Source organism: Cellulomonas sp. URHD0024 (assembly GCF_000426185.1).
GTDB lineage: Bacteria > Actinomycetota > Actinomycetes > Actinomycetales > Cellulomonadaceae > Cellulomonas.
Genome location: NZ_AUEW01000004.1, coordinates 78,277 through 94,875, shown reverse-complemented (window position 1 = coordinate 94,875; position 16,599 = coordinate 78,277). Strand labels below are relative to the sequence as shown.

General features: G+C 72.4%; 18 protein-coding genes. 6 read left to right on the top strand and 12 right to left on the bottom strand.

Translation table 11 applies throughout. The annotated features are described in order from the left end of the window. Nucleotide 1 precedes the first annotated feature (1 nt). Together I847_RS0105585 and I847_RS22100 are read left to right on the top strand one after the other, a co-directional pair. Nucleotides 2-781, top strand: coding sequence for a class I SAM-dependent methyltransferase (locus I847_RS0105585; RefSeq protein WP_028048909.1), 780 nt, complete (start codon nucleotides 2-4; stop codon nucleotides 779-781). 178 nt (nucleotides 782-959) lie between these two features. Continuing rightward, nucleotides 960-1,844 carry a phytanoyl-CoA dioxygenase family protein gene (locus tag I847_RS22100; RefSeq protein ID WP_051274502.1) on the top strand — a complete coding sequence of 295 codons (885 nt, stop codon included), beginning with the start codon at nucleotides 960-962 and terminating at the stop codon, nucleotides 1,842-1,844. An 18-nt stretch (nucleotides 1,845-1,862) separates the two neighbouring features. Here the strand turns inward: I847_RS22100 and I847_RS0105575 are convergent, their stop codons facing one another. From I847_RS0105575 to I847_RS0105545, 7 genes are all read right to left on the bottom strand, one after another. Then, a complete protein-coding gene (locus I847_RS0105575; RefSeq protein ID WP_028048908.1) occupies nucleotides 1,863-2,450 on the bottom strand; it encodes a hypothetical protein in 588 nt (195 codons plus the stop codon). Then, nucleotides 2,447-2,632, bottom strand: coding sequence for a hypothetical protein (locus tag I847_RS0105570; RefSeq protein ID WP_028048907.1), 186 nt, complete (start codon nucleotides 2,630-2,632; stop codon nucleotides 2,447-2,449). The genes I847_RS0105575 and I847_RS0105570 overlap by 4 nt, the downstream gene beginning before the upstream one ends. Nucleotides 2,633-2,658: 26 nt before the next feature. Beyond that, the gene (locus I847_RS0105565) at nucleotides 2,659-3,396 is read right to left on the bottom strand and encodes an HAD family hydrolase (RefSeq protein WP_028048906.1); all 738 of its coding nucleotides are present in this window, start codon (nucleotides 3,394-3,396) and stop codon (nucleotides 2,659-2,661) included. Between the two features lie 13 nt (nucleotides 3,397-3,409). Further along, entirely contained in the window at nucleotides 3,410-4,258 is an 849-nt protein-coding gene (locus I847_RS0105560) for a carbohydrate kinase family protein (protein WP_028048905.1), read from the bottom strand. Nucleotides 4,259-4,271: 13 nt separating this feature from the next. Further along, a complete protein-coding gene (locus tag I847_RS0105555; protein ID WP_028048904.1) occupies nucleotides 4,272-5,177 on the bottom strand; it encodes a pseudouridine-5'-phosphate glycosidase in 906 nt (301 codons plus the stop codon). Between the two features lies 1 nt (nucleotide 5,178). Beyond that, complete coding sequence (gene gltX, locus I847_RS0105550; protein WP_028048903.1) at nucleotides 5,179-6,678, bottom strand: glutamate--tRNA ligase; 1,500 nt, start codon at nucleotides 6,676-6,678, stop codon at nucleotides 5,179-5,181. 63 nt (nucleotides 6,679-6,741) lie between these two features. Further along, nucleotides 6,742-7,527: a fumarylacetoacetate hydrolase family protein gene (locus tag I847_RS0105545; RefSeq protein ID WP_028048902.1), complete on the bottom strand. Its 786-nt coding sequence runs from the start codon at nucleotides 7,525-7,527 to the stop codon at nucleotides 6,742-6,744. A 169-nt stretch (nucleotides 7,528-7,696) separates the two neighbouring features. Here I847_RS0105545 and I847_RS0105540 point away from each other — a divergent pair, with 169 nt between their 5' ends. After that, nucleotides 7,697-9,877: an LPXTG cell wall anchor domain-containing protein gene (locus tag I847_RS0105540; RefSeq protein ID WP_155856026.1), complete on the top strand. Its 2,181-nt coding sequence runs from the start codon at nucleotides 7,697-7,699 to the stop codon at nucleotides 9,875-9,877. A 31-nt stretch (nucleotides 9,878-9,908) separates the two neighbouring features. Here I847_RS0105540 and I847_RS0105535 read toward each other — a convergent pair whose 3' ends face one another. From I847_RS0105535 to I847_RS0105520, 4 genes are all read right to left on the bottom strand, one after another. Next, nucleotides 9,909-10,730, bottom strand: a complete 822-nt coding sequence (locus I847_RS0105535) for a methyltransferase domain-containing protein (protein ID WP_028048900.1) — start codon at nucleotides 10,728-10,730, stop codon at nucleotides 9,909-9,911. 77 nt (nucleotides 10,731-10,807) lie between these two features. Continuing rightward, the gene (locus I847_RS27035) at nucleotides 10,808-12,196 is read right to left on the bottom strand and encodes a hypothetical protein (protein WP_028048899.1); all 1,389 of its coding nucleotides are present in this window, start codon (nucleotides 12,194-12,196) and stop codon (nucleotides 10,808-10,810) included. Continuing rightward, nucleotides 12,186-12,737 (bottom strand): RNA polymerase sigma factor, encoded by a 552-nt coding sequence (locus I847_RS0105525; RefSeq protein ID WP_028048898.1) that lies wholly within the window; start codon nucleotides 12,735-12,737, stop codon nucleotides 12,186-12,188. The genes I847_RS27035 and I847_RS0105525 overlap by 11 nt, the downstream gene beginning before the upstream one ends. 81 nt (nucleotides 12,738-12,818) lie before the next feature. Next, nucleotides 12,819-13,202 (bottom strand): DUF1304 domain-containing protein, encoded by a 384-nt coding sequence (locus I847_RS0105520; RefSeq protein WP_028048897.1) that lies wholly within the window; start codon nucleotides 13,200-13,202, stop codon nucleotides 12,819-12,821. A 26-nt stretch (nucleotides 13,203-13,228) separates the two neighbouring features. Here I847_RS0105520 and I847_RS0105515 point away from each other — a divergent pair, with 26 nt between their 5' ends. Then, nucleotides 13,229-14,134: a hypothetical protein gene (locus tag I847_RS0105515; RefSeq protein ID WP_034609277.1), complete on the top strand. Its 906-nt coding sequence runs from the start codon at nucleotides 13,229-13,231 to the stop codon at nucleotides 14,132-14,134. A 7-nt stretch (nucleotides 14,135-14,141) separates the two neighbouring features. Here I847_RS0105515 and I847_RS22095 read toward each other — a convergent pair whose 3' ends face one another. After that, nucleotides 14,142-15,026, bottom strand: coding sequence for an oxygenase MpaB family protein (locus I847_RS22095; protein WP_034609276.1), 885 nt, complete (start codon nucleotides 15,024-15,026; stop codon nucleotides 14,142-14,144). A 141-nt stretch (nucleotides 15,027-15,167) separates the two neighbouring features. On the opposite strand from I847_RS22095, the gene I847_RS0105505 reads away from it, so the two are divergent. Together I847_RS0105505 and I847_RS0105500 are read left to right on the top strand one after the other, a co-directional pair. Continuing rightward, on the top strand, nucleotides 15,168-15,941 hold the full coding sequence (locus I847_RS0105505) for an MBL fold metallo-hydrolase (protein WP_028048895.1): 774 nt from the start codon (nucleotides 15,168-15,170) through the stop codon (nucleotides 15,939-15,941). A 64-nt stretch (nucleotides 15,942-16,005) separates the two neighbouring features. Continuing rightward, nucleotides 16,006-16,563, top strand: coding sequence for a hypothetical protein (locus I847_RS0105500; protein WP_028048894.1), 558 nt, complete (start codon nucleotides 16,006-16,008; stop codon nucleotides 16,561-16,563). Nucleotides 16,564-16,599: the final 36 nt, after the last annotated feature.

The following is a 16,599-nucleotide window of genomic DNA, read 5'->3' as shown; positions in this document are numbered from 1 at the left end:
TGTGAGCACGGACGAGGGCAGCACCCCAGACCGGCGTACCGACGACCGGGCCGCGCGCGCCTCCTCGTTCGACGCGGGCGCGTCCGTCTACCGCGAAGTCCGCCCCAGCTATCCCGACGAGGCGGTCCGCTGGTCCGTGCCGGACGGTGCGCGCGACGTGCTCGACCTGGCCGCCGGCACAGGCAAGCTCACCGAGCGCCTGGTCGCCCTCGGGTACACGGTGGTCGCGGTCGAGCCGTCGGACGCGATGCGCGCCGAGCTGACCGTCCTGCTGCCGTCCGTCGATGCGCGCCGAGGGACCGCCGAGCACACCGACCTTCCCGACTCCTGCGTCGACGCGGTGACCGTCGCGCAGGCCTGGCACTGGGTGGACCCACCGGCGGCCGCGGCCGAGATCGCGCGTGTGCTGCGCCCCGGCGGGCAGCTGGCCGCGATCTGGAACATCCGCGACGACTCGGTCGACTGGGTGGCCCGCTGGACGGAGATCGTGCACCGCGGCGACGAGCTCGGCGGCGGCCTGCGGTACGACGCCCCGGACCTTCCCGAGCTGTTCGGCGACGTCGAGCACGCCACGTTCCACTGGGCGCAGACCATGCGACCGGCCGACCTCCGGCTGCTGGCGGCCAGCCGCAGCCACCTCATCCTGCTTCCCGACGACGAGCGTGCGGTGCTGCTCGACGCCGTCGACGAGCTCGTCGCGACGCATCCCGACCTGCGGGGACGCGACCTGGTCGACGTGCCGTACCGCACCGAGTGCTACCGGGCGCGGCTGCGGGCCTAGCGGCCGGCTCGTCGTCCAGGCTCTGCAGCCCGGCCTCCAGGCCGGCGACGGTCTCCGCGGCACGACGCGCCCCGCCCGTCGCTGCTGCGGCACCCGGTCTGACATGGCGTCGGGACGTGCCTACGCTTGTCCGGGAGCCCGCGTACGGGCGCGCGGGCGGTCGACCGGGAGGTCGAGGATGGCGACGACGACGGAGCGGACGGCGCACGAGTACCGCGCGGAGGACCTGAGCCGCGAGATCTACGAGCAGGGCATCACGGTGGTCCGTGGGGCGTTCCCGCCGGACTGGGCCCGGGACCTCGACGCGGACCTCGCCCGAGAGTTCATGGACGCGCTGCGCAGCCCCGGCGGAGCGGCGCCACGTGGCTGGAACCGGTTCTACTTCGAGCCGTACGCCGAGCGGGTGCGTGGTTTCTGGGACCTCGCGACGCATCCGGTCGTCACGTCGCTCGCCGAGCACATGTTCGGCCCGGACTGGCAGATCGTCGAGCTGGGGTCCGACATCCCTCTGCCGGGTGCCGAGAACCAGCCGTGGCACCGCGACTTCCCCATGCCGGCCGCGACGCGCGACGAGGGCCGCCTGACGTCGATCGCGGTGAACGCCTCCGCGGTCGACGTCGTGGACGGACCGTTCCAGGGCGTCCTCGGGACGCAGCTCGACCCGGGCGAGGACTTCGAGGGCGCGATGTTCCCGCCCGACGAGCGGACCCCCGAGTACGACGCGCGCCTGCAGGCGTTCTTCGCCAAGGGCGGCAACTTCTCGGTCCGGTCCGGCCTGATGCTGCACCGCGGCTCAGCGATGGGCAACGGCTCCCGCATGCGCCCGGTCATGATCCTCGGCATCGTCTCGCCCGACGACCGCGCGATCGTCGACCGCCTCCGAGACCCCGACGACCCGCACCCGCCGCGCATCCGGCTGTCCGCCGAGGCCTACGACCGCGTGGACCCGACCCTGCGCCCGCACCTCAGCCACGAGATCGTCGCCGAGACCGAGGCCGAGCTGCCGCGACATCACACCGAGCACTCGTTCGAGGGCCTGAAGATGGACCAGCGCAAGTCCTGAGTCACCGCAGTCCCTTGGTCAGGGCGAGGAGCGCGGCGCACGCACGACGAACGCCGCCATCGCGACGCCGTACAGCGTCGCAGCCACCGCGAAGGCGATGGCGCTGCACGTGGGATCGATGGCCACGGCCCACCACAGGCGGCCGCCACGGTCGGCGCCCCCGAACTGCATGGCGACAGTGGTGTAGAGCAGCGGGCCGAGCCACGCGAGCGAGGGTCGGCCCGCCACCACCGCCGCGAGCGCGAGCGCCGTGCACAGCAGCACGTTCCGGACGACCGCCGCCGGTTGGACCGCGGCCGCTCGGGCCGCCGGCGCGACCGCGAGCGCAGCCGACGCCGTGAGGCCGACGACCCACGCGCCCCGGGCCGCTCGCGCCCGCGGCGGGTCCGGCAACCGGAGCCGCCGACCCACGCACCCCACGGCGACGGCCACCCCCGCGAGGACGGGGAGCAGCAGCACGACCGCAACGGGATTGACCAGGGGCTGCGCCCCCACCCGATCGACGACGAGCGCGCGGGTCAGGGCGGCGGCGAGCGCCGTCGCCAGGAGCAGGACCGCCGCAGGGCGCCACAGGTGCACCCCGACCCACGACCGCCACACGCTCACGGCGTCACGTCGAGCTCGCCCCGGGCGAACGCGGACTGCACCGTCGCCACCTGCTCGGGCGTCAGGGCCGTGAGCCCCTCGGCCATGGGGTCGTACGGCACCCCGACCAGACCCGCCCAGGTGTGGATCAGACGCGTGCTCGTGCGCGCACACCACCAGAACGTCGCCAGCTGTGCGAGCACGGCGAGCGCGACGGGACCGCTGCGGGCTAGATCCCGAGCAGGCCGGGGAGGTCGTCGAGCGACGAGATGACCAGCACGCCCGCGGCCACGATCTCCTCGTCCGTGACCGGCAGCCGGCGCGCGCACGGTCGGTCCAGCCAGATTCCGATCAGGCCTGCCCGACGAGCCGCCGCGGCGTCCACGTCGAGCTCGTCGCCGACGTAGGCGGTGCGCCCCGGGTCCGTACCCAGCAGGCGGCAGGCCTCGGCGAAGACCCGCGGGTCCGGCTTGCCGAAGCCGAGGGTGTCGAGCGCGACCAGCAGAGGCATGCGGTCGGCCAGGCCGGTGCGTTCGAGCTTGTCGGTCTGGTAGGCCGTCGCGGCGTTGGTCAGGGCGCCGAGGTGCAGGCCCGCGTCGAGGAGACGTCCCAGGACCGCGTCGACGTCCTCGTGCGCCGACCATGCCTCCCGGAACGTCGAGTCGAACACGCCGTCCCAGGCCGCGAAGCCCTCGTCGTCGAGGGCCGGGCCGCCGAACCGCTCGTGCAGCTCGTTGGCGCGGGACATCCGCTGCTCGACCTGGCCGATCTCCCCGCGCGTGTAGCGCCCGAAGTGGTCGCTCGCGTCGGCCCGCCAGAACGACACCACGTCGGCGTCCTGGTCCGGCGTGACGTCCGGCAGGTACCGCCGGGCGATCGTCGCCAGCGCGGTGCCGAACGCCGCGCGTGTGTCGACGAGGGTGTCGTCGATGTCGAACAGGATGCCGTCGATCTGGTGCGGACTCACGGCGCCAGGCTAGTCACGAACCGTTCGTGGTCGCGCCCGGGGAGGACAGCACCCGGGCTGCGCTCCGGTGGCCCGCGTCGCATGCCGTCCGCAGGTCGCGGCCCACCACGAACGCGGCCAGGAACCCGGCGGCGAACGCGTCCCCGGCGCCGGTGAGGTCACGGACGTCGGGCACCGGTGGCACAGGGATCTCGAGGCGTGCACCGTCCGGCAGGTGCACGACCGTCGGGTCGGCGCCCGCCTTCACCACGACCGTCGTGCGCGGCGAGATCTGCATGCCGAGCAGCGCCGCCTCCGACGCGTTCGCGAGCAGGAGGTCGGGGGCCAGGTCGGCCAGGAGCGCGCGGAAGGCGTCGACGCCGTAGTGCGTGAGCATGCCGGTCGAGGACGCGTCGACGGACACCGGGATTCCGCGGACCCGGGCCTCCCGGATCGCCGTGTCGACGGAGGCCGCGGTCGGCCCGCCCTCGAACGAGTAGCCGGGGACGTGCAGCAGGTCGAGCCCGTCGAGCCACGCCGACGGGATGTCGTCCAGGAGCGCGGACGCCGCCCGGTCCGGGAACATCGTGCGCTCGCCGGTCTCGTCGATCAGCAGCACGACCGTCCCGGTCCGTCCGGTGCGGCGCACGCGCACGTCGACGCCGGCGGCGGTCAGCTCGTCGACGAGCGCGTCCCCGGTCCGGTCCGGGCCGACGCAGCCCAGGAACCTCGTCGGGACCAGGCCCGCGGCGAACCGGGCGACGTTCGCCCCGCTCCCCCCGGGGGTGCGGAACACCTGTGCGCGGGCGTCCGTCCCGTGCCGCAACGGTTCGGCGAGCCAGACGACGACGTCCTCGACGAGGTCGCCCGTGACGCCGAGCACGGTGTCGACCCGCTCAGCTCGCGAGAGCCGCGGCCACCTGGCCGCCGAGCGCCACGTTGCCGCGGTAGACCTCCACATTGACGTCCAGGCTGCGCCCGCCCGTGTCGCGCTGGATGAAGTCGAGGAGGAACGGGGTGGTCGCGTTGCCGGTGATCCCCTCCGCGGCCGCCTGCGTCCAGGCCCGGTCGAGGATCGCGTCGAGCTCCTCGGGCGGCAGCTGCTTGTCTTCTGCCACCGGGTTGGCCAGCAGGATCGCCTGCGGCAGGGCGAGCGCGTCGCGCGCCTGGATCACCGCGGCGACCTGCTGCGGCGTGTCCACCGAGTAGCCGATCGAGTGACCGGAGTCGGAGACGTAGAAGCCCGGGTAGCGGGTGGTGCCGTACCCGAGCACCGGGATGTTGAGCGTCTCGAACCGCTCCAGCGTCGCCGCGACGTCCAGGATCGACTTCACCCCGGCGCTGATCACCAGGATCGGGGTGGCCGCCAGGACCGTCATGTCCGCCGACTCGTCGAACGACTCCGCCGCGCCATGGTGCACGCCGCCCAGCCCGCCGGTCGAGAAGACCCGGATGCCCGCGCGATGCGCCAGGAACGCCGTCGCCGCGACCGTCGTGCCGCCGTGCAGGCCGAGCGCGATCGCCACCGGCAGGTCGCGCAGCGACACCTTGTCGATGCCGTCGGTGTACGCGAGCTCGGAGACCTCCGGCGTGCTGAGCCCGACGGTCGGGACGCCGCGGAAGACGCCGATCGTCGCAGGGACGATTCCCTGCGCCCGCAGGCTCGCCTCCGCCTCCAGCGCCACCTCGAGGTTGCGCGGCCTCGGCAGGCCGTGCGTGAAGATCGTCGACTCGAGTGCCAGGACGGGCCGCCCGTCGCGGATCGCGTCGGCAACCTCGTCGGACACCCGGATCGTCGTCATCTCACACAGCCTCTCGCAGCGACCTCAGCCGCGCGAGCGTGGCGTCCTGGCCGAGGATCTCCATCGACTCGAACAGCGGCGGCGAGATGCGCCGGCCGCTGATCGCCACGCGCAGCGGCGTGAACGCGAACCGTGGCTTGAGCGCCAGACCACCCTCGTCGACGAGGGCGGCCTGCAGGGCGGCCTGTGTGGCCTCCGTCGTGAAGCCGTCCGCCGGGATCGCGGCGAGGGCGGCGAGCGACGCGTCCAGCACGGCCGGCGTCTCCTCGCGCAGCGCCGCTCGCGCATCGTCGGCGATCTGCAGGGCGTCGTCCGCGACGAACAGGAAGCCGAGCATGCCCTCGACCTCACCGAGGAGCGTGATCCGCTCCTGGATGAGCGGCGCGCCCGCGTCGAGCAGGGCGCGGTGCGCGGGTTCGAGATCGGCGTAGGAGTCCGTGGGGACGATGCCGGCGCGGTGCAGGTAGGGCACAAGACGATTCCGGAAGTCGTCGGGCGCGAGGAGCCGGATGTGCGCCGAGTTGATGGCCTCGGCCTTCTTCTGGTCGAAGCGCGCCGGGTTCGGGTTGACGTCGGCGACGTCGAACGCCGCGGTCATCTCCGCCATCGTGAAGATGTCGCGGTCGGGCCCGATCGACCAGCCGAGCAGCGCCAGGTAGTTGAGCAGGCCCTCCGGCGTGAAGCCGCGGTCGCGGTGCAGGAAGAGGTTGGCCTCCGGCTCACGCTTGGACAGCTTCTTGTTGCCCTCGCCGAGCACCGACGGCAGGTGGCCGAACACGGGCATGACGCTCGCGATCTCCAGCTCCAGCAGTGCGCGGTAGAGCGCGATCTGACGGGGGGTCGACGAGAGCAGGTCCTCGCCGCGCAGCACGTGCGTGATGCCCATGAGGGCGTCGTCGACCGGGTTGACCAGCGTGTACAGCGGCTGACCGTTGGCGCGCACGATGACGAAGTCGGGGACCGAGCCCGGCTGGAACGTGATCTCGCCGCGGACCAGGTCCGTGAACGTGATGTCGTCGTCGGGCATCCGCAGGCGCAGCGTGGGCTCGCGGCCCTCCGCGCGGAAGAACGCCTTCTGCTCGTCGGTCAGGTCGCGGTCGGCGCCGTCGTAGCCGAGCTTCGGGTCCCGACCGGCAGCCCTGTGCCGCGCCTCGATCTCCTCGGGCGAGCTGAAGGACTCGTACGCGTACCCGCCCTCGACGAGTCGACGCACGACGTCCTTGTACAGGTCCGAGCGCTGCGACTGCCGGTAGGGCTCGTGCGGGCCCCCGACCTCGACGCCCTCGTCCCAGTCCAGGCCGAGCCACCGCAGCGCGTCGAGCAGCTGCAGGTACGACTCCTGCGAGTCCCGCGCCGCGTCGGTGTCCTCGATGCGGAACACGAACGTGCCCCCGGTGTGGCGCGCGTACGCCCAGTTGAACAGAGCCGTGCGGATGAGGCCGACGTGCGGCGTTCCGGTGGGCGAGGGACAGAAGCGGACACGCACGGCGGGGGAGGTCACGGGCTCCAGGTTAGTCGGGCGGTGCGGTCAGGCCCGCCGCCTGGTCATCCGTCCGCTCGGCGGTCAGCGGCGCCGCAGGACCGGGTTGCGCAGGACACCGATCTCCTCGACCTCGACCTCGACGATGTCGCGGTCGACGATCGGGCTGACGCCTGCGGGGGTGCCCGTGAGGATGAGGTCACCGGGCAGGAGCGTGAACACCTCGGAGACGTACGACACGAGGAAGGCGGCGTCGAACACCATCTGCGACGTGCGGCCGTCCTGCTTGAGGTCGCCGTTGACGCGGGCGCGGACGTAGAGGTCGTCGACGTCGAGACCCGGGACGATCCACGGGCCGATCGGGCAGGAGCCGTCGAACCCCTTGCCGCGCGTCCACTGGCTGTCGGCGCGCTGGGCGTCGCGGGCCGTGACGTCGTTGGCGACGGTGAACCCGAAGACGTGGTCGAGCGCGCGGTCCGCGGGGACGTCCTTGGTGACCTTGCCGATCACGATCGCCAGCTCGGCCTCGTGCTCGACGTGCTCGGTCCAGTCGGGCAGGACGATCGGGTCGTCGGGGCCGATCACGGACGTGTTGGGCTTGAGGAAGAGCAGCGGGGCCGACGGCACCTCGTTGCCCAGCTCGGCGGCGTGGTCGGCGTAGTTGCGGCCGACGCCGACGATCTTGGACCGCGGGATCACGGGTGCCAGCAGACGGACGCTGTCGTCGTCGAGCCGGATCTGCTCGCCGGTCGGCTGGACCGGCGTGTACAGCGGGTCCCCGGTGATGACGACGAGCTCCTCGGAGCCGGGATCACCCTGGACGACTGCGTAGCGGGGGTCCTGGCCGGTGGTGAACCTCGCGATGCGCACGACTCATCGTATTCGACCGCTTACGTCCACCTGGACGGTCGGGATTTCACCCTGGTCCGACGGACGTCACACCTCATGAGGCCCGACACCGCCCGATCACATGGGTACTAGCACCTAGGTTTTGTCAGATCCTGAACAGTTTCCACGCTCACAAGGCAGGACAGCACTCATGAGAACCCGCGCAGCACACCGATCCGATCGGCGTCCGCGAAAGCCCATCGGCTCGACGAAGGCCGCCGCCTCGGCGGTGCTCGCGGTCGCACTGCTCGCCGCGGGTGTGACCGCAGCCAACGCGGCCGGGGCGCCGGGCGGCGGCACGACGCTGGGAATGTGGGACTTCAAGACCGGCGCCGCACCGGCCGGCTACAGCTTCCTCGACCGGGCCTGCCTGACCGAAGCCGAGAACACCGACCGGCTGACGTGCCAGAACGCCCACTCGGACGACCGCGACCTCGATCCCGGCCCCATCCCGCTGCCGTCGGCCAGTCGCGACTCTGGGTGGCTCCAGCTGACCGCCAAGACCACGGGTCGCGCGTGGGAGGGCGTCGCAGGCTCGCTCCTGTACGACAAGCCGCTGCCGGCGTCTGCGGGGCTCGTCGTGACGTTCGACCAGGTCCAGTACGGCGGTACGGGTGCCGACGGCATCGCGTTCTTCCTCACTGATGGCACCTACAACCTCATCAACCCTGGCGGCTCCGGCGGTTCGCTCGGCTACGCACAGCGCGGTGCGGACGACAACGCCTCGAACGGGCCGATCGCCCCCGGCGTCGCCGGTGGGTATCTGGGCGTCGGCCTCGACGCGTACGGGAACTTCAGCAACGACAACGAGGCCCGAGGGCGGGGGTGCGAGTCGCGCGCCATCCAGTCCTCGGTCCCGGCCGAGTACCTCAGCCCCAACGCTGTGTCGCTGCGGGGCCCGGGACGCCTCAAGACCCAGTCTCCGATCGACGGCGACACCTACCCCGCGACCGACTGGGTCAACGGCTACTGCCTCCTCGCCTCGACGAACCTTTCTACCGCCCCGGGGCTCCCCGTCGGGGCGTCGCTGCGGAGCACGCTGCCTGGGCCCCCGTCCGACACGTCGGGCACGACGGCCGCGATGCAGCGGCGGGTGCAGGTGTCGATCACGCCGCAGCCCGACAACAGCACCACGGGGCCTGCCGTCACCGTGAGCATGGACTTCGGGTCGGGAACCTTCGTCCAGGTCCTGACCGCGACCATGCCCACCCCCGCGCCCCCGACGTACAAGTTCGGGTTCTCGGCCTCCACGGGCGGCCAGACTGACGTGCACCTGGTGCGCAACGTGCACGTCGACACGCAGGTGCCCCTCAAGGAGCTCAGCGTCACCAAGCAGATCCCGAACGGTGGGGCGCACCCCGGGGGCTATGTCATCGGCGAGACGATCCCCTACGAGTACGTCGTCTACAACACCGGGGCCAGCACGGTCACGGAGCTCGGCATCGACGACCCGTCGGTCGCGGCGCCGAGCTGCCAGACCTCCGTGCTGCTTCCCGGCGCCTCCACCATCTGCACAGGGACGCACGTCGTCACCGCGCAGGACCTCCAGGACAGCGTCGACGCCGCAGTCACCCCCGGAGACCCCCTCGTCTACTCCGAGCCGGCGACCGCCCACGGCAAGGTGCCCGGCGAGACGCTCATCTCCCCCGAGTCCTTCGCCCCCGCGACGCTGACGGCGCCGCACGGGACCATCACGACGACGGCGACGCTCGTCTACGACGCCGACAACGACGGCCTGGCCGACATCGGCGACGTCGTGCACTGGACCTACACCGTGGTGAACGACTCCGCCGTCGACCTCCACGACGTCACCATCCAGACGGCGAACGGCGACGTCCTCGCCTGCGGCACGGTCGACCTGGCCCGAGGAGACACCTTCACCTGCGACGAGCCATCCGTCGTGACGCTGGTGACTGACGACGACATCGCCAACGGCACGGTCTCCAGCACGGCGTGGGCGCGTGGTTCCGTCGCCGGCGTGGGGACGACGGTCACGACCGCGCCGAGCACGGCCTTCGTCACCGTGGACCCGCCCGCGGTCCCGACCGACCCGACCGACCCGCCCACGGGCCCGACCGACCCCAGGGACCCGCCCGCGGACCCGACCGACCCGCCCGCGGTCCCGAGCGACCCGACCGCGGGCCCGACCGACCCGCCCGCGGTCCCGACGGACCCGACCGACCAGGCTTCGGCGGACGACCCGACCGCGCAGGCCTCGGCGGACGACGACCTCGCCAACACCGGTTCGGACCTGACGCCGGGGTTCGTCGGCGCTGCCGCGCTGCTCCTCGGCGCGGCGGCCGTGGCCTTCTCCCGGCGACGCCGGGCCTGACCGTCGAGGTGCTCGCCCGCCGGTCGGTAGATCAGGCGCGGGCGAGCACCTCGCCGTGCAGCACGGCGAACCAGCCCTCGGGCTGAGCACCCCACTCGCGCCAGGCGTCGGCGAGCAGCTCGAGGCCGACCTCGTCGGCAAGGCCGTGCGCGATGGCCTGCGCCGCGAAGTTCGACGCGACGGAGCGGTCGGCCCACAGATCGGCCCACCAGGTGCGGTCCTCGGGGGTGGCGTAGCACCAGACACCAGCGCTCGGCACGATGCCCGCAGGGTCGAACCCGGCCTCGCGGACCCACGACAGCAGCCTGCGCCCGGCGTTCGCCTCGGCGCCGTTGGCCTGCGTGACCTCGTGGTAGAGCGCGAGCCAGTCGTCCAGGCCGTTCGACTGCGGGTACCAGGTCATGCCGGCGTAGTCGGCGTCGCGGACCGCGACGATCCCGCCCGGGCGCGCGACCCGGCGCATCTCCTGCAGGGCGGTGACGGGGTCGTTGAGGTGCTGCAGGACCTGGTGCGCGTGCACGATGTCGAACGAGTCGTCCTCGAACGGGAGCTCGTAGGCGTCGGCGACCTGGAACTCGACGTTCGTCGCACCGGCGTCCGCGGCGGCCTTCTGGGCGATCTCGACGACGGCCGACGAGGTGTCGACGCCGACCACCGACCCGGTGCCCAACCGTGCGGCGAGGTCGATCGTCACGGACCCCGGACCGCACCCCACATCGAGCAGCCGAGAGCCCGGCACGAGTGCCGGCAGGAGGTACGCGGCGGAGTTCTCGGCCGTGCGCCAGCGGTGCGACCGCAGCACGGACTCGTGGTGTCCGTGGGTGTAGACGTCAGGGTGCGCCGGAGAGTTCACATCGAACTCTAATCATCTCGGGTGGTCAGATTTCAACAACCGGAACAAAACGTTTCGACATGCGAGATTCCGACGCACTACGCGCACTCGTAGACGATCTGCTGGGCGTCCGACCGCATGACGAGGAACCACTGCCCGTCGGGCCCGGAGACCGCGTAGAGCGCGCGTGCGGCGAGGAACGACTCGTCGGTGGGGAACGCGTAGCCCGCGTCCGCGCCGGTGACCATGCCGCCCACCTCCTCGGAGTAGGTCCACGAGTTCGACTCCTGCCAGGCCCGGACGGCTCGTGAGGTCGGGTTCCCACCGTCGACCGGGAGATAGACCGACAGCCCGTCGGCACTGGTACCCGCCCGGCGCCACTGCGTCGGGTCGTGGGCACCGTCCACCGCGTACCGCGCCGGCAAGCACAGACCGGCACCGGGCGAGTAGGTGACGACCGGCTGGCCCTGCTTGTCGACGGAGCCGGGGTCGACCCCGTCGTCCCACCGGATGCTCGCGAAGTCGCCCGCCGGGACATCGTTCGCCTCGAGCCGCACCTGGGTGCCCAGCGGTGTGGTGAACGCGTACCAGAGGTTCTTCAGCCCGGATACCTCGGACCCCCACGTCACAGCCACGAGGTCGAGCGCCCCGAGGTCGCGGAGCGGGTCGACCTGCTCGTCCGATGCTGTCGCGTCCCGGTTCGGCAGGCTGCCGTACGGCTGGCCGTAGGTGCCGTTCAGCTCCCGGGTGGCCGCGGTCGTCAGCTCGAACCCGGGAGCGAGCGAGACCTTCGCGGGCAGCGTGAGCGAGTCGTAGAAGGTCGACTCGTCCCGAGGGATCGTCGGCAGGGAGTTCGCCGCGAGCACGCACGGATCGCCCGACCGCGCGCTCGGGCACGCGATGAGGCGGACCCCGGACGCATCACGCTCGTAGAGACCCGTCACGGTGTCCCCCCAGGCATAGCCCGGGCCCGACACCGTCATGAAGATCTCGGCGTCGCCACGCGTACCCATCCGGTAGGCCGTGTCGTAGCTGCCGATCTGCGTCGCGAACTCGGGCGCCGCCGTGGCGGGCGCCCAGACCTCTCCGGTCCGGGGGTGCTGCAGGTGAGCGACGACGTCCGAGTCCCTGAGGTCCGCCGCCCGGACCGGCGGGCCCGCGAGGGTCGGCGTCGGCGTCGGCGTCGCCGTGGGCGTCGCTGTGGGCGTCGGCGCCGGGGTCGGCGTCGCCGGAGTCGGTGTGGGCGTCCGCGTCACGGCGGGCGGTACCGGAGCCGGGTCGTCCCGGAGCTCGGCGCCCAGCGTCACCACCAGCGCGAGCACCGCGACCGCGGCCACCCCCGCGAACGACTGCGTCGTACGGCGCTGCACCCGGTGACGCCGCGCGACGCTCCGGATCCGCTGCACCGACAGGGCATCCAGCGGCGCGGCCGTCCGCTCGATCTCGTGGGCCGCCTCAGAGAGGCGCGCCTGCAGGTCATCGCTCATTGCGCACCTCCGTAGGTGTCTGCTGCACGTCGATCCGCTCGACCGGCGCCGAGGTGGTGCCGAGCGTGGCGTTGAGCCGCGCGATTCCGTCCGACGTGTACCGCTTGACCGCGCCCTCGCTGAGACCGAGGGCCGCCGCTGTGTCGACCACGGAGAAGTCCTCCATCATCCGGAGCACGACGCACGCCCGCTCACGCGGGCTCAGCGCCGCGAGCGCGCGGACGACGTCGGCGCCGGGCAGCCGGTCCTCCACGACGGCGACCTCCGTCGCACGACCCGCCGCTCGTGCCATCAGGCGCGCCTCGCGGGCCCGCTGCCGGGACGCGTCGATCGCCCGCGTGGCGATGGCCCGTCGGACGTAGGCCTCGGCCTGCTCGACCGAACCGAACCGGGCCTTCCCGGAGAACGCCGCGATCAGCGACTCCTGGACCAGGTCCTGGGCATCGGCGCGCGACGCGCTGACGAGCGTCGCGTGCGCGAGCAGCCGTTGGTACCGCTCACGCACGACCTGCTCGAGCAGGTCCTCCCAGTGTCTTGCCACGATGCCCCTCGTCCCATCGACGTCCTGCACAGACAACGACTGTCGCGCTGTCCGACGTTGGGGGTCCGTCCGTCGGGAACGTCAGGCGATCAGGGTGACGACGGCGAGAACCACCGCGAGCAGCGGGAACAGGCCCTGTGTCACCGCGGCCCGTGCCATGCGTCGGTCGGCCGTGACCAGGACCACTGCCGCGGCGAGCATCGACCCGCAGCCGAACAGGACCAGCGCAAGCCCGACATCCTCCTGGCTGAAGGCGAACGCCACCCCGACCGTCGTCCCGATCGCGAGGAACAGGTTGTAGAAGCCCTGGTTGTACGCCCAGGGCCGCACGGCAGGCACGTCCTGGGTCCGCGTGCGGAACCGCGCGTGCACCGCGGGCCGCTCGAAGAGCACCGACTCGTACGCGAAGAACAGGACGTGCACCAGGGCGGCGAGCACGGCGAAGATCGCGGTGGCGATGAGCATCGGGTCAGTCTGCCTACCCTGGTGAGATGACCACCAGTGCGCCGCGCCGAGGCATCGTCCTCGAGCAGGACACCTGGCAGTCGTTCGCCGACGAGCACGCTGCCCGCGCCGACGCGTTCACGGCTGGTCGTCGCGCGCGCAGGTCACGGCACGAGACGCACGCGATCGAGGACTTCCTGTTCGAGTACTACCCGGTCTCCCCGGGCGCACTGCGCCGCTGGCACCCCGGCGCCGGTGTCGTCCTCGCTCCGGGCCCCGTCCCCCACGCACAGTGGCGCTGGTACGCGACCGATCCCGACGGCCTCGTCAGCCTGGACGTCGAGAGCTACCTGGCCGAGCGCGGCGACTCGCTCCGGTTCATCGCCGGTCTGCTCGGCGCGACCAGCTCGCGTCCCGCGTTCGTCGGCTGCTTCGGGCTCCACGAGTGGGCGATGGTCTACCGCGAGGGGGACGACGAGCACCGACACCCGCTGCCGCTGCGCCTCGGCGCCGCCGGCACCGACGCGGTCGTCGAGTCGCACCGCATCCGCTGCACGCACTTCGACGCCTACCGGTTCTTCACGCCCGAGGCGGTCCCGCTCAACACGCTGCACCCGACGCGCGCGAACCAGGTCGACCTGGAGCAGCCGGGCTGCCTGCACGCGGGGATGGACGTCTACAAGTGGGCCACCAAGCTCGGCCCGGTGGTGCCGGGCGACCTTCTTCTGGACTGCTTCGAGCTCGCCCGCGACATCCGCACGCTCGACATGCAGGCGTCTCCGTACGACGTCTCCTCGTACGGGCTCGACCCCGTCGCGATCGAGACCGCGGAGGGCAAGGCGACGTACGCCGCGGCGCAGAAGGTGTTCGCGGAGCGCGGCAACGTGCTGCGCGGACGGTTGCTCGCGGTGTGCGGCTCGGTCCAGGACGGAACCGTCCGAAGCTCGGGCTAGGGGCTCGTCAGGGGCGTCCGCCGCCGGCGACGCGGCGGGCGTCGTCCGGGCCCAGCATCCAGCGGATCAGTCGCGTCACTGCCCCACCCGCGACACGCGCGCCGGCGCGGCCGACCGGTCCGGGGTGCCGCACGCCGAGCTGCTCGCACGCCCACAGCGGCAGGGACGCGACGGCCGCCCGTGCAAGCCCGGCGTAGGCGGGCCGCAGCGTCCGGGGAACGGGCGGTTCGTGCAGGAGGAAGTCGGCGGCCTCGCGTGCGGCGGCGGACGGCCCGAGGGCCGTCCGGAACTCCCGCAGGGCGAAGGCCAGCTCGGTGACGGAGGTGGGCACCCGTTCCGCGCCCAGGGCGACGGCGACCCGAGCGGCCTGGGCGACGTACCGGTCGGCGTCGACCGCGTCGATCCGGTGCTGCCCGTACAACCGGTAGGCGCGCAGGAAGCTGTCCACCTCGGCCACGTGCACCCAGCGCAGGAGCGTCGGGTCGGACGCGACGTAGGCGATCCCCTCCGGCGTGGTGCCACGGATGCGCTCGTGGACGGCGCGGACCCGGTCGATCGCGGCCTGCGCGTCGTCGGCCGTGCCGAACGTCGTGACCGCGAGGAAGGTGCTCGTCCGGGCGAGCCGGCCCCAGGGGTCACCCTTGTACCCGGAGTGCGCGGCGACGGCCGCCATGGCCGCCGGGTGCAGCGACTGCAGGAGCAGGGCCCGCATGCCGCCGACGAACATCGAGGCATCGCCGTGCACCGTGCGGATCGGCGAGCCGGGCAGGTACCAGCGCGGGCCGGGGGTCAGGTGGATCCGGTCGCGCTGGGCAAGGCCGTCGGGTCCGGCGACGCGCAGGAAGAGCTCCGTGCCGGCCCGGTCACGCACGCTCGACAGGCTCACGGACATCTGTTCCACCGCCTCTCGGTCGCGGGCCGACGCAACGTTCGCCGTCCGACGGCTCGATGGTAGGTCGACGCTCGGCCGGGCGCCGTCTCAGTTCTGTGCTGGTTCCCCGGGCAACCGGCTGGGCTCCGACACGATGCCGACATGACCGCACCGACACTCACGCACATCGGCGGACCGACCCTCCTCATCGAGATCGAGGGCTGGCGTCTGCTCACCGACCCGACGTTCGAGGCGCCGGGTCGGACGTACTCGATGGGCTACGGCGCCCGGGCCCGCAAGCTCAGCGGCCCTGCGCTCCAGCCGTCGGACCTCGGCACGGTCGACGCCGTACTGCTGTCCCACGACCAGCACCACGACAACCTCGATGCCGCGGGTCGGACCTTGCTGCCGTCGGTCGCCCGGGTGCTCACCACCGTCTCGGGCGCCCGCCGCCTCGGCGCCGGTGCCGAGGGACTCGCGCCCTGGGCCACAACCGTCCTGGAGGCACCCGGTCGACCGACCCTGACGATCACCGCGACCCCCGGTCGGCACGGTCCGCGGTTCAGCCAGCCCATCGTCGGGGACGTCGTCGGGTTCGCCGTCCAGGTCGAGGGTTCCGACGACGTCGCCGTGTGGGTGTCCGGTGACACGGTGCTGTTCGACGGCGTCCGGGAGGTCACGTCGCGGCTGAAGGTCGACGTCGCGGTACTGCACCTGGGCGCGGTGAAGTTCGGGGTGACCGGCCCGGTGCGGTTCACGTTCGACGCCTCCGAGGCCGCCGAGGTGGTGAACCTGCTGCAGCCACGTGTCGTCGTCCCGGTGCACTACGAGGGCTGGTCACACTTCCGGGGGCGGGACACCTTCGAGCCGGCACTGGCCGCGACGGGCGCCGACGTCCGCTGGCTCGACCTGGGGACGCCGACCCCCGTCGACTGACTGCTCCCTGCGCTGATCGGGTGACCGCCGGGACGGTCGCCGGGACCGGCCGCCACAATGGCGCGTGCCCATCATCCGCAGGGTCGCGGTTCCCGTCGTCGGCCTGGTGCTGACCGGCGTCGCGGCGTTCGTCTGGACGAGTCGCGAGCCAGCCCCACCGCCACTGCCACCGCTCGCCGTGGAGACCCTGAGCCCGCCGACCGGCATCGACCTGCCCGTCCGGGTCGTCGGCCACGGCGAGCGTGGGGACCTCTACTCCTTCGACGCCCCGGTCGAGGGCAAGCAGGAGGAGACGATCGTGACCGTGCAGCTCGCACCACGGCCCGAGTGGTCGCAGTTCGGGGTGGTCGAGGAGATGCCCCAGGCCGGCTCCCTGGACGAGTTCACGGACCGGCAGCGTCGGCACCCCGCGGACTCGCACATCGCCGGCGATCCCGTCGTCGAGCACAGCGCGCTCGGCGATGCGGTGCGCAAGGACCTGCGCATGAGCGCGAACGTGACAACGACGCAGTGGGCCGTCGAGCACGACGGCCACCTGTTCGTCGTCGAGTGGATGCACAGCCCCGACGACCCCCGGCGACCGACGGTCGAGGCCATGATCGCCTCGTGGCGCTGGAGCTGACCGCCCTTTCCTGCGCGCGTGGGACCATCGACCCAC

What these genes read in the sequence shown, in the direction of transcription:
- I847_RS22100 (WP_051274502.1), top strand. Translation starts at nt 960, where the DNA reads ATGGCGACGACGACGGAGCGGACGGCGCACGAGTACCGCGCGGAGGAC.
- I847_RS0105555 (WP_028048904.1), bottom strand. Translation starts at nt 5,177, where the DNA reads ATGACGACGATCCGGGTGTCCGACGAGGTTGCCGACGCGATCCGCGAC.
- I847_RS0105540 (WP_155856026.1), top strand. Translation starts at nt 7,697, where the DNA reads ATGAGAACCCGCGCAGCACACCGATCCGATCGGCGTCCGCGAAAGCCC.
- I847_RS27035 (WP_028048899.1), bottom strand. Translation starts at nt 12,196, where the DNA reads ATGAGCGATGACCTGCAGGCGCGCCTCTCTGAGGCGGCCCACGAGATC.
- I847_RS0105520 (WP_028048897.1), bottom strand. Translation starts at nt 13,202, where the DNA reads ATGCTCATCGCCACCGCGATCTTCGCCGTGCTCGCCGCCCTGGTGCAC.
- I847_RS0105515 (WP_034609277.1), top strand. Translation starts at nt 13,229, where the DNA reads ATGACCACCAGTGCGCCGCGCCGAGGCATCGTCCTCGAGCAGGACACC.
- I847_RS22095 (WP_034609276.1), bottom strand. Translation starts at nt 15,026, where the DNA reads ATGTCCGTGAGCCTGTCGAGCGTGCGTGACCGGGCCGGCACGGAGCTC.
- I847_RS0105505 (WP_028048895.1), top strand. Translation starts at nt 15,168, where the DNA reads ATGACCGCACCGACACTCACGCACATCGGCGGACCGACCCTCCTCATC.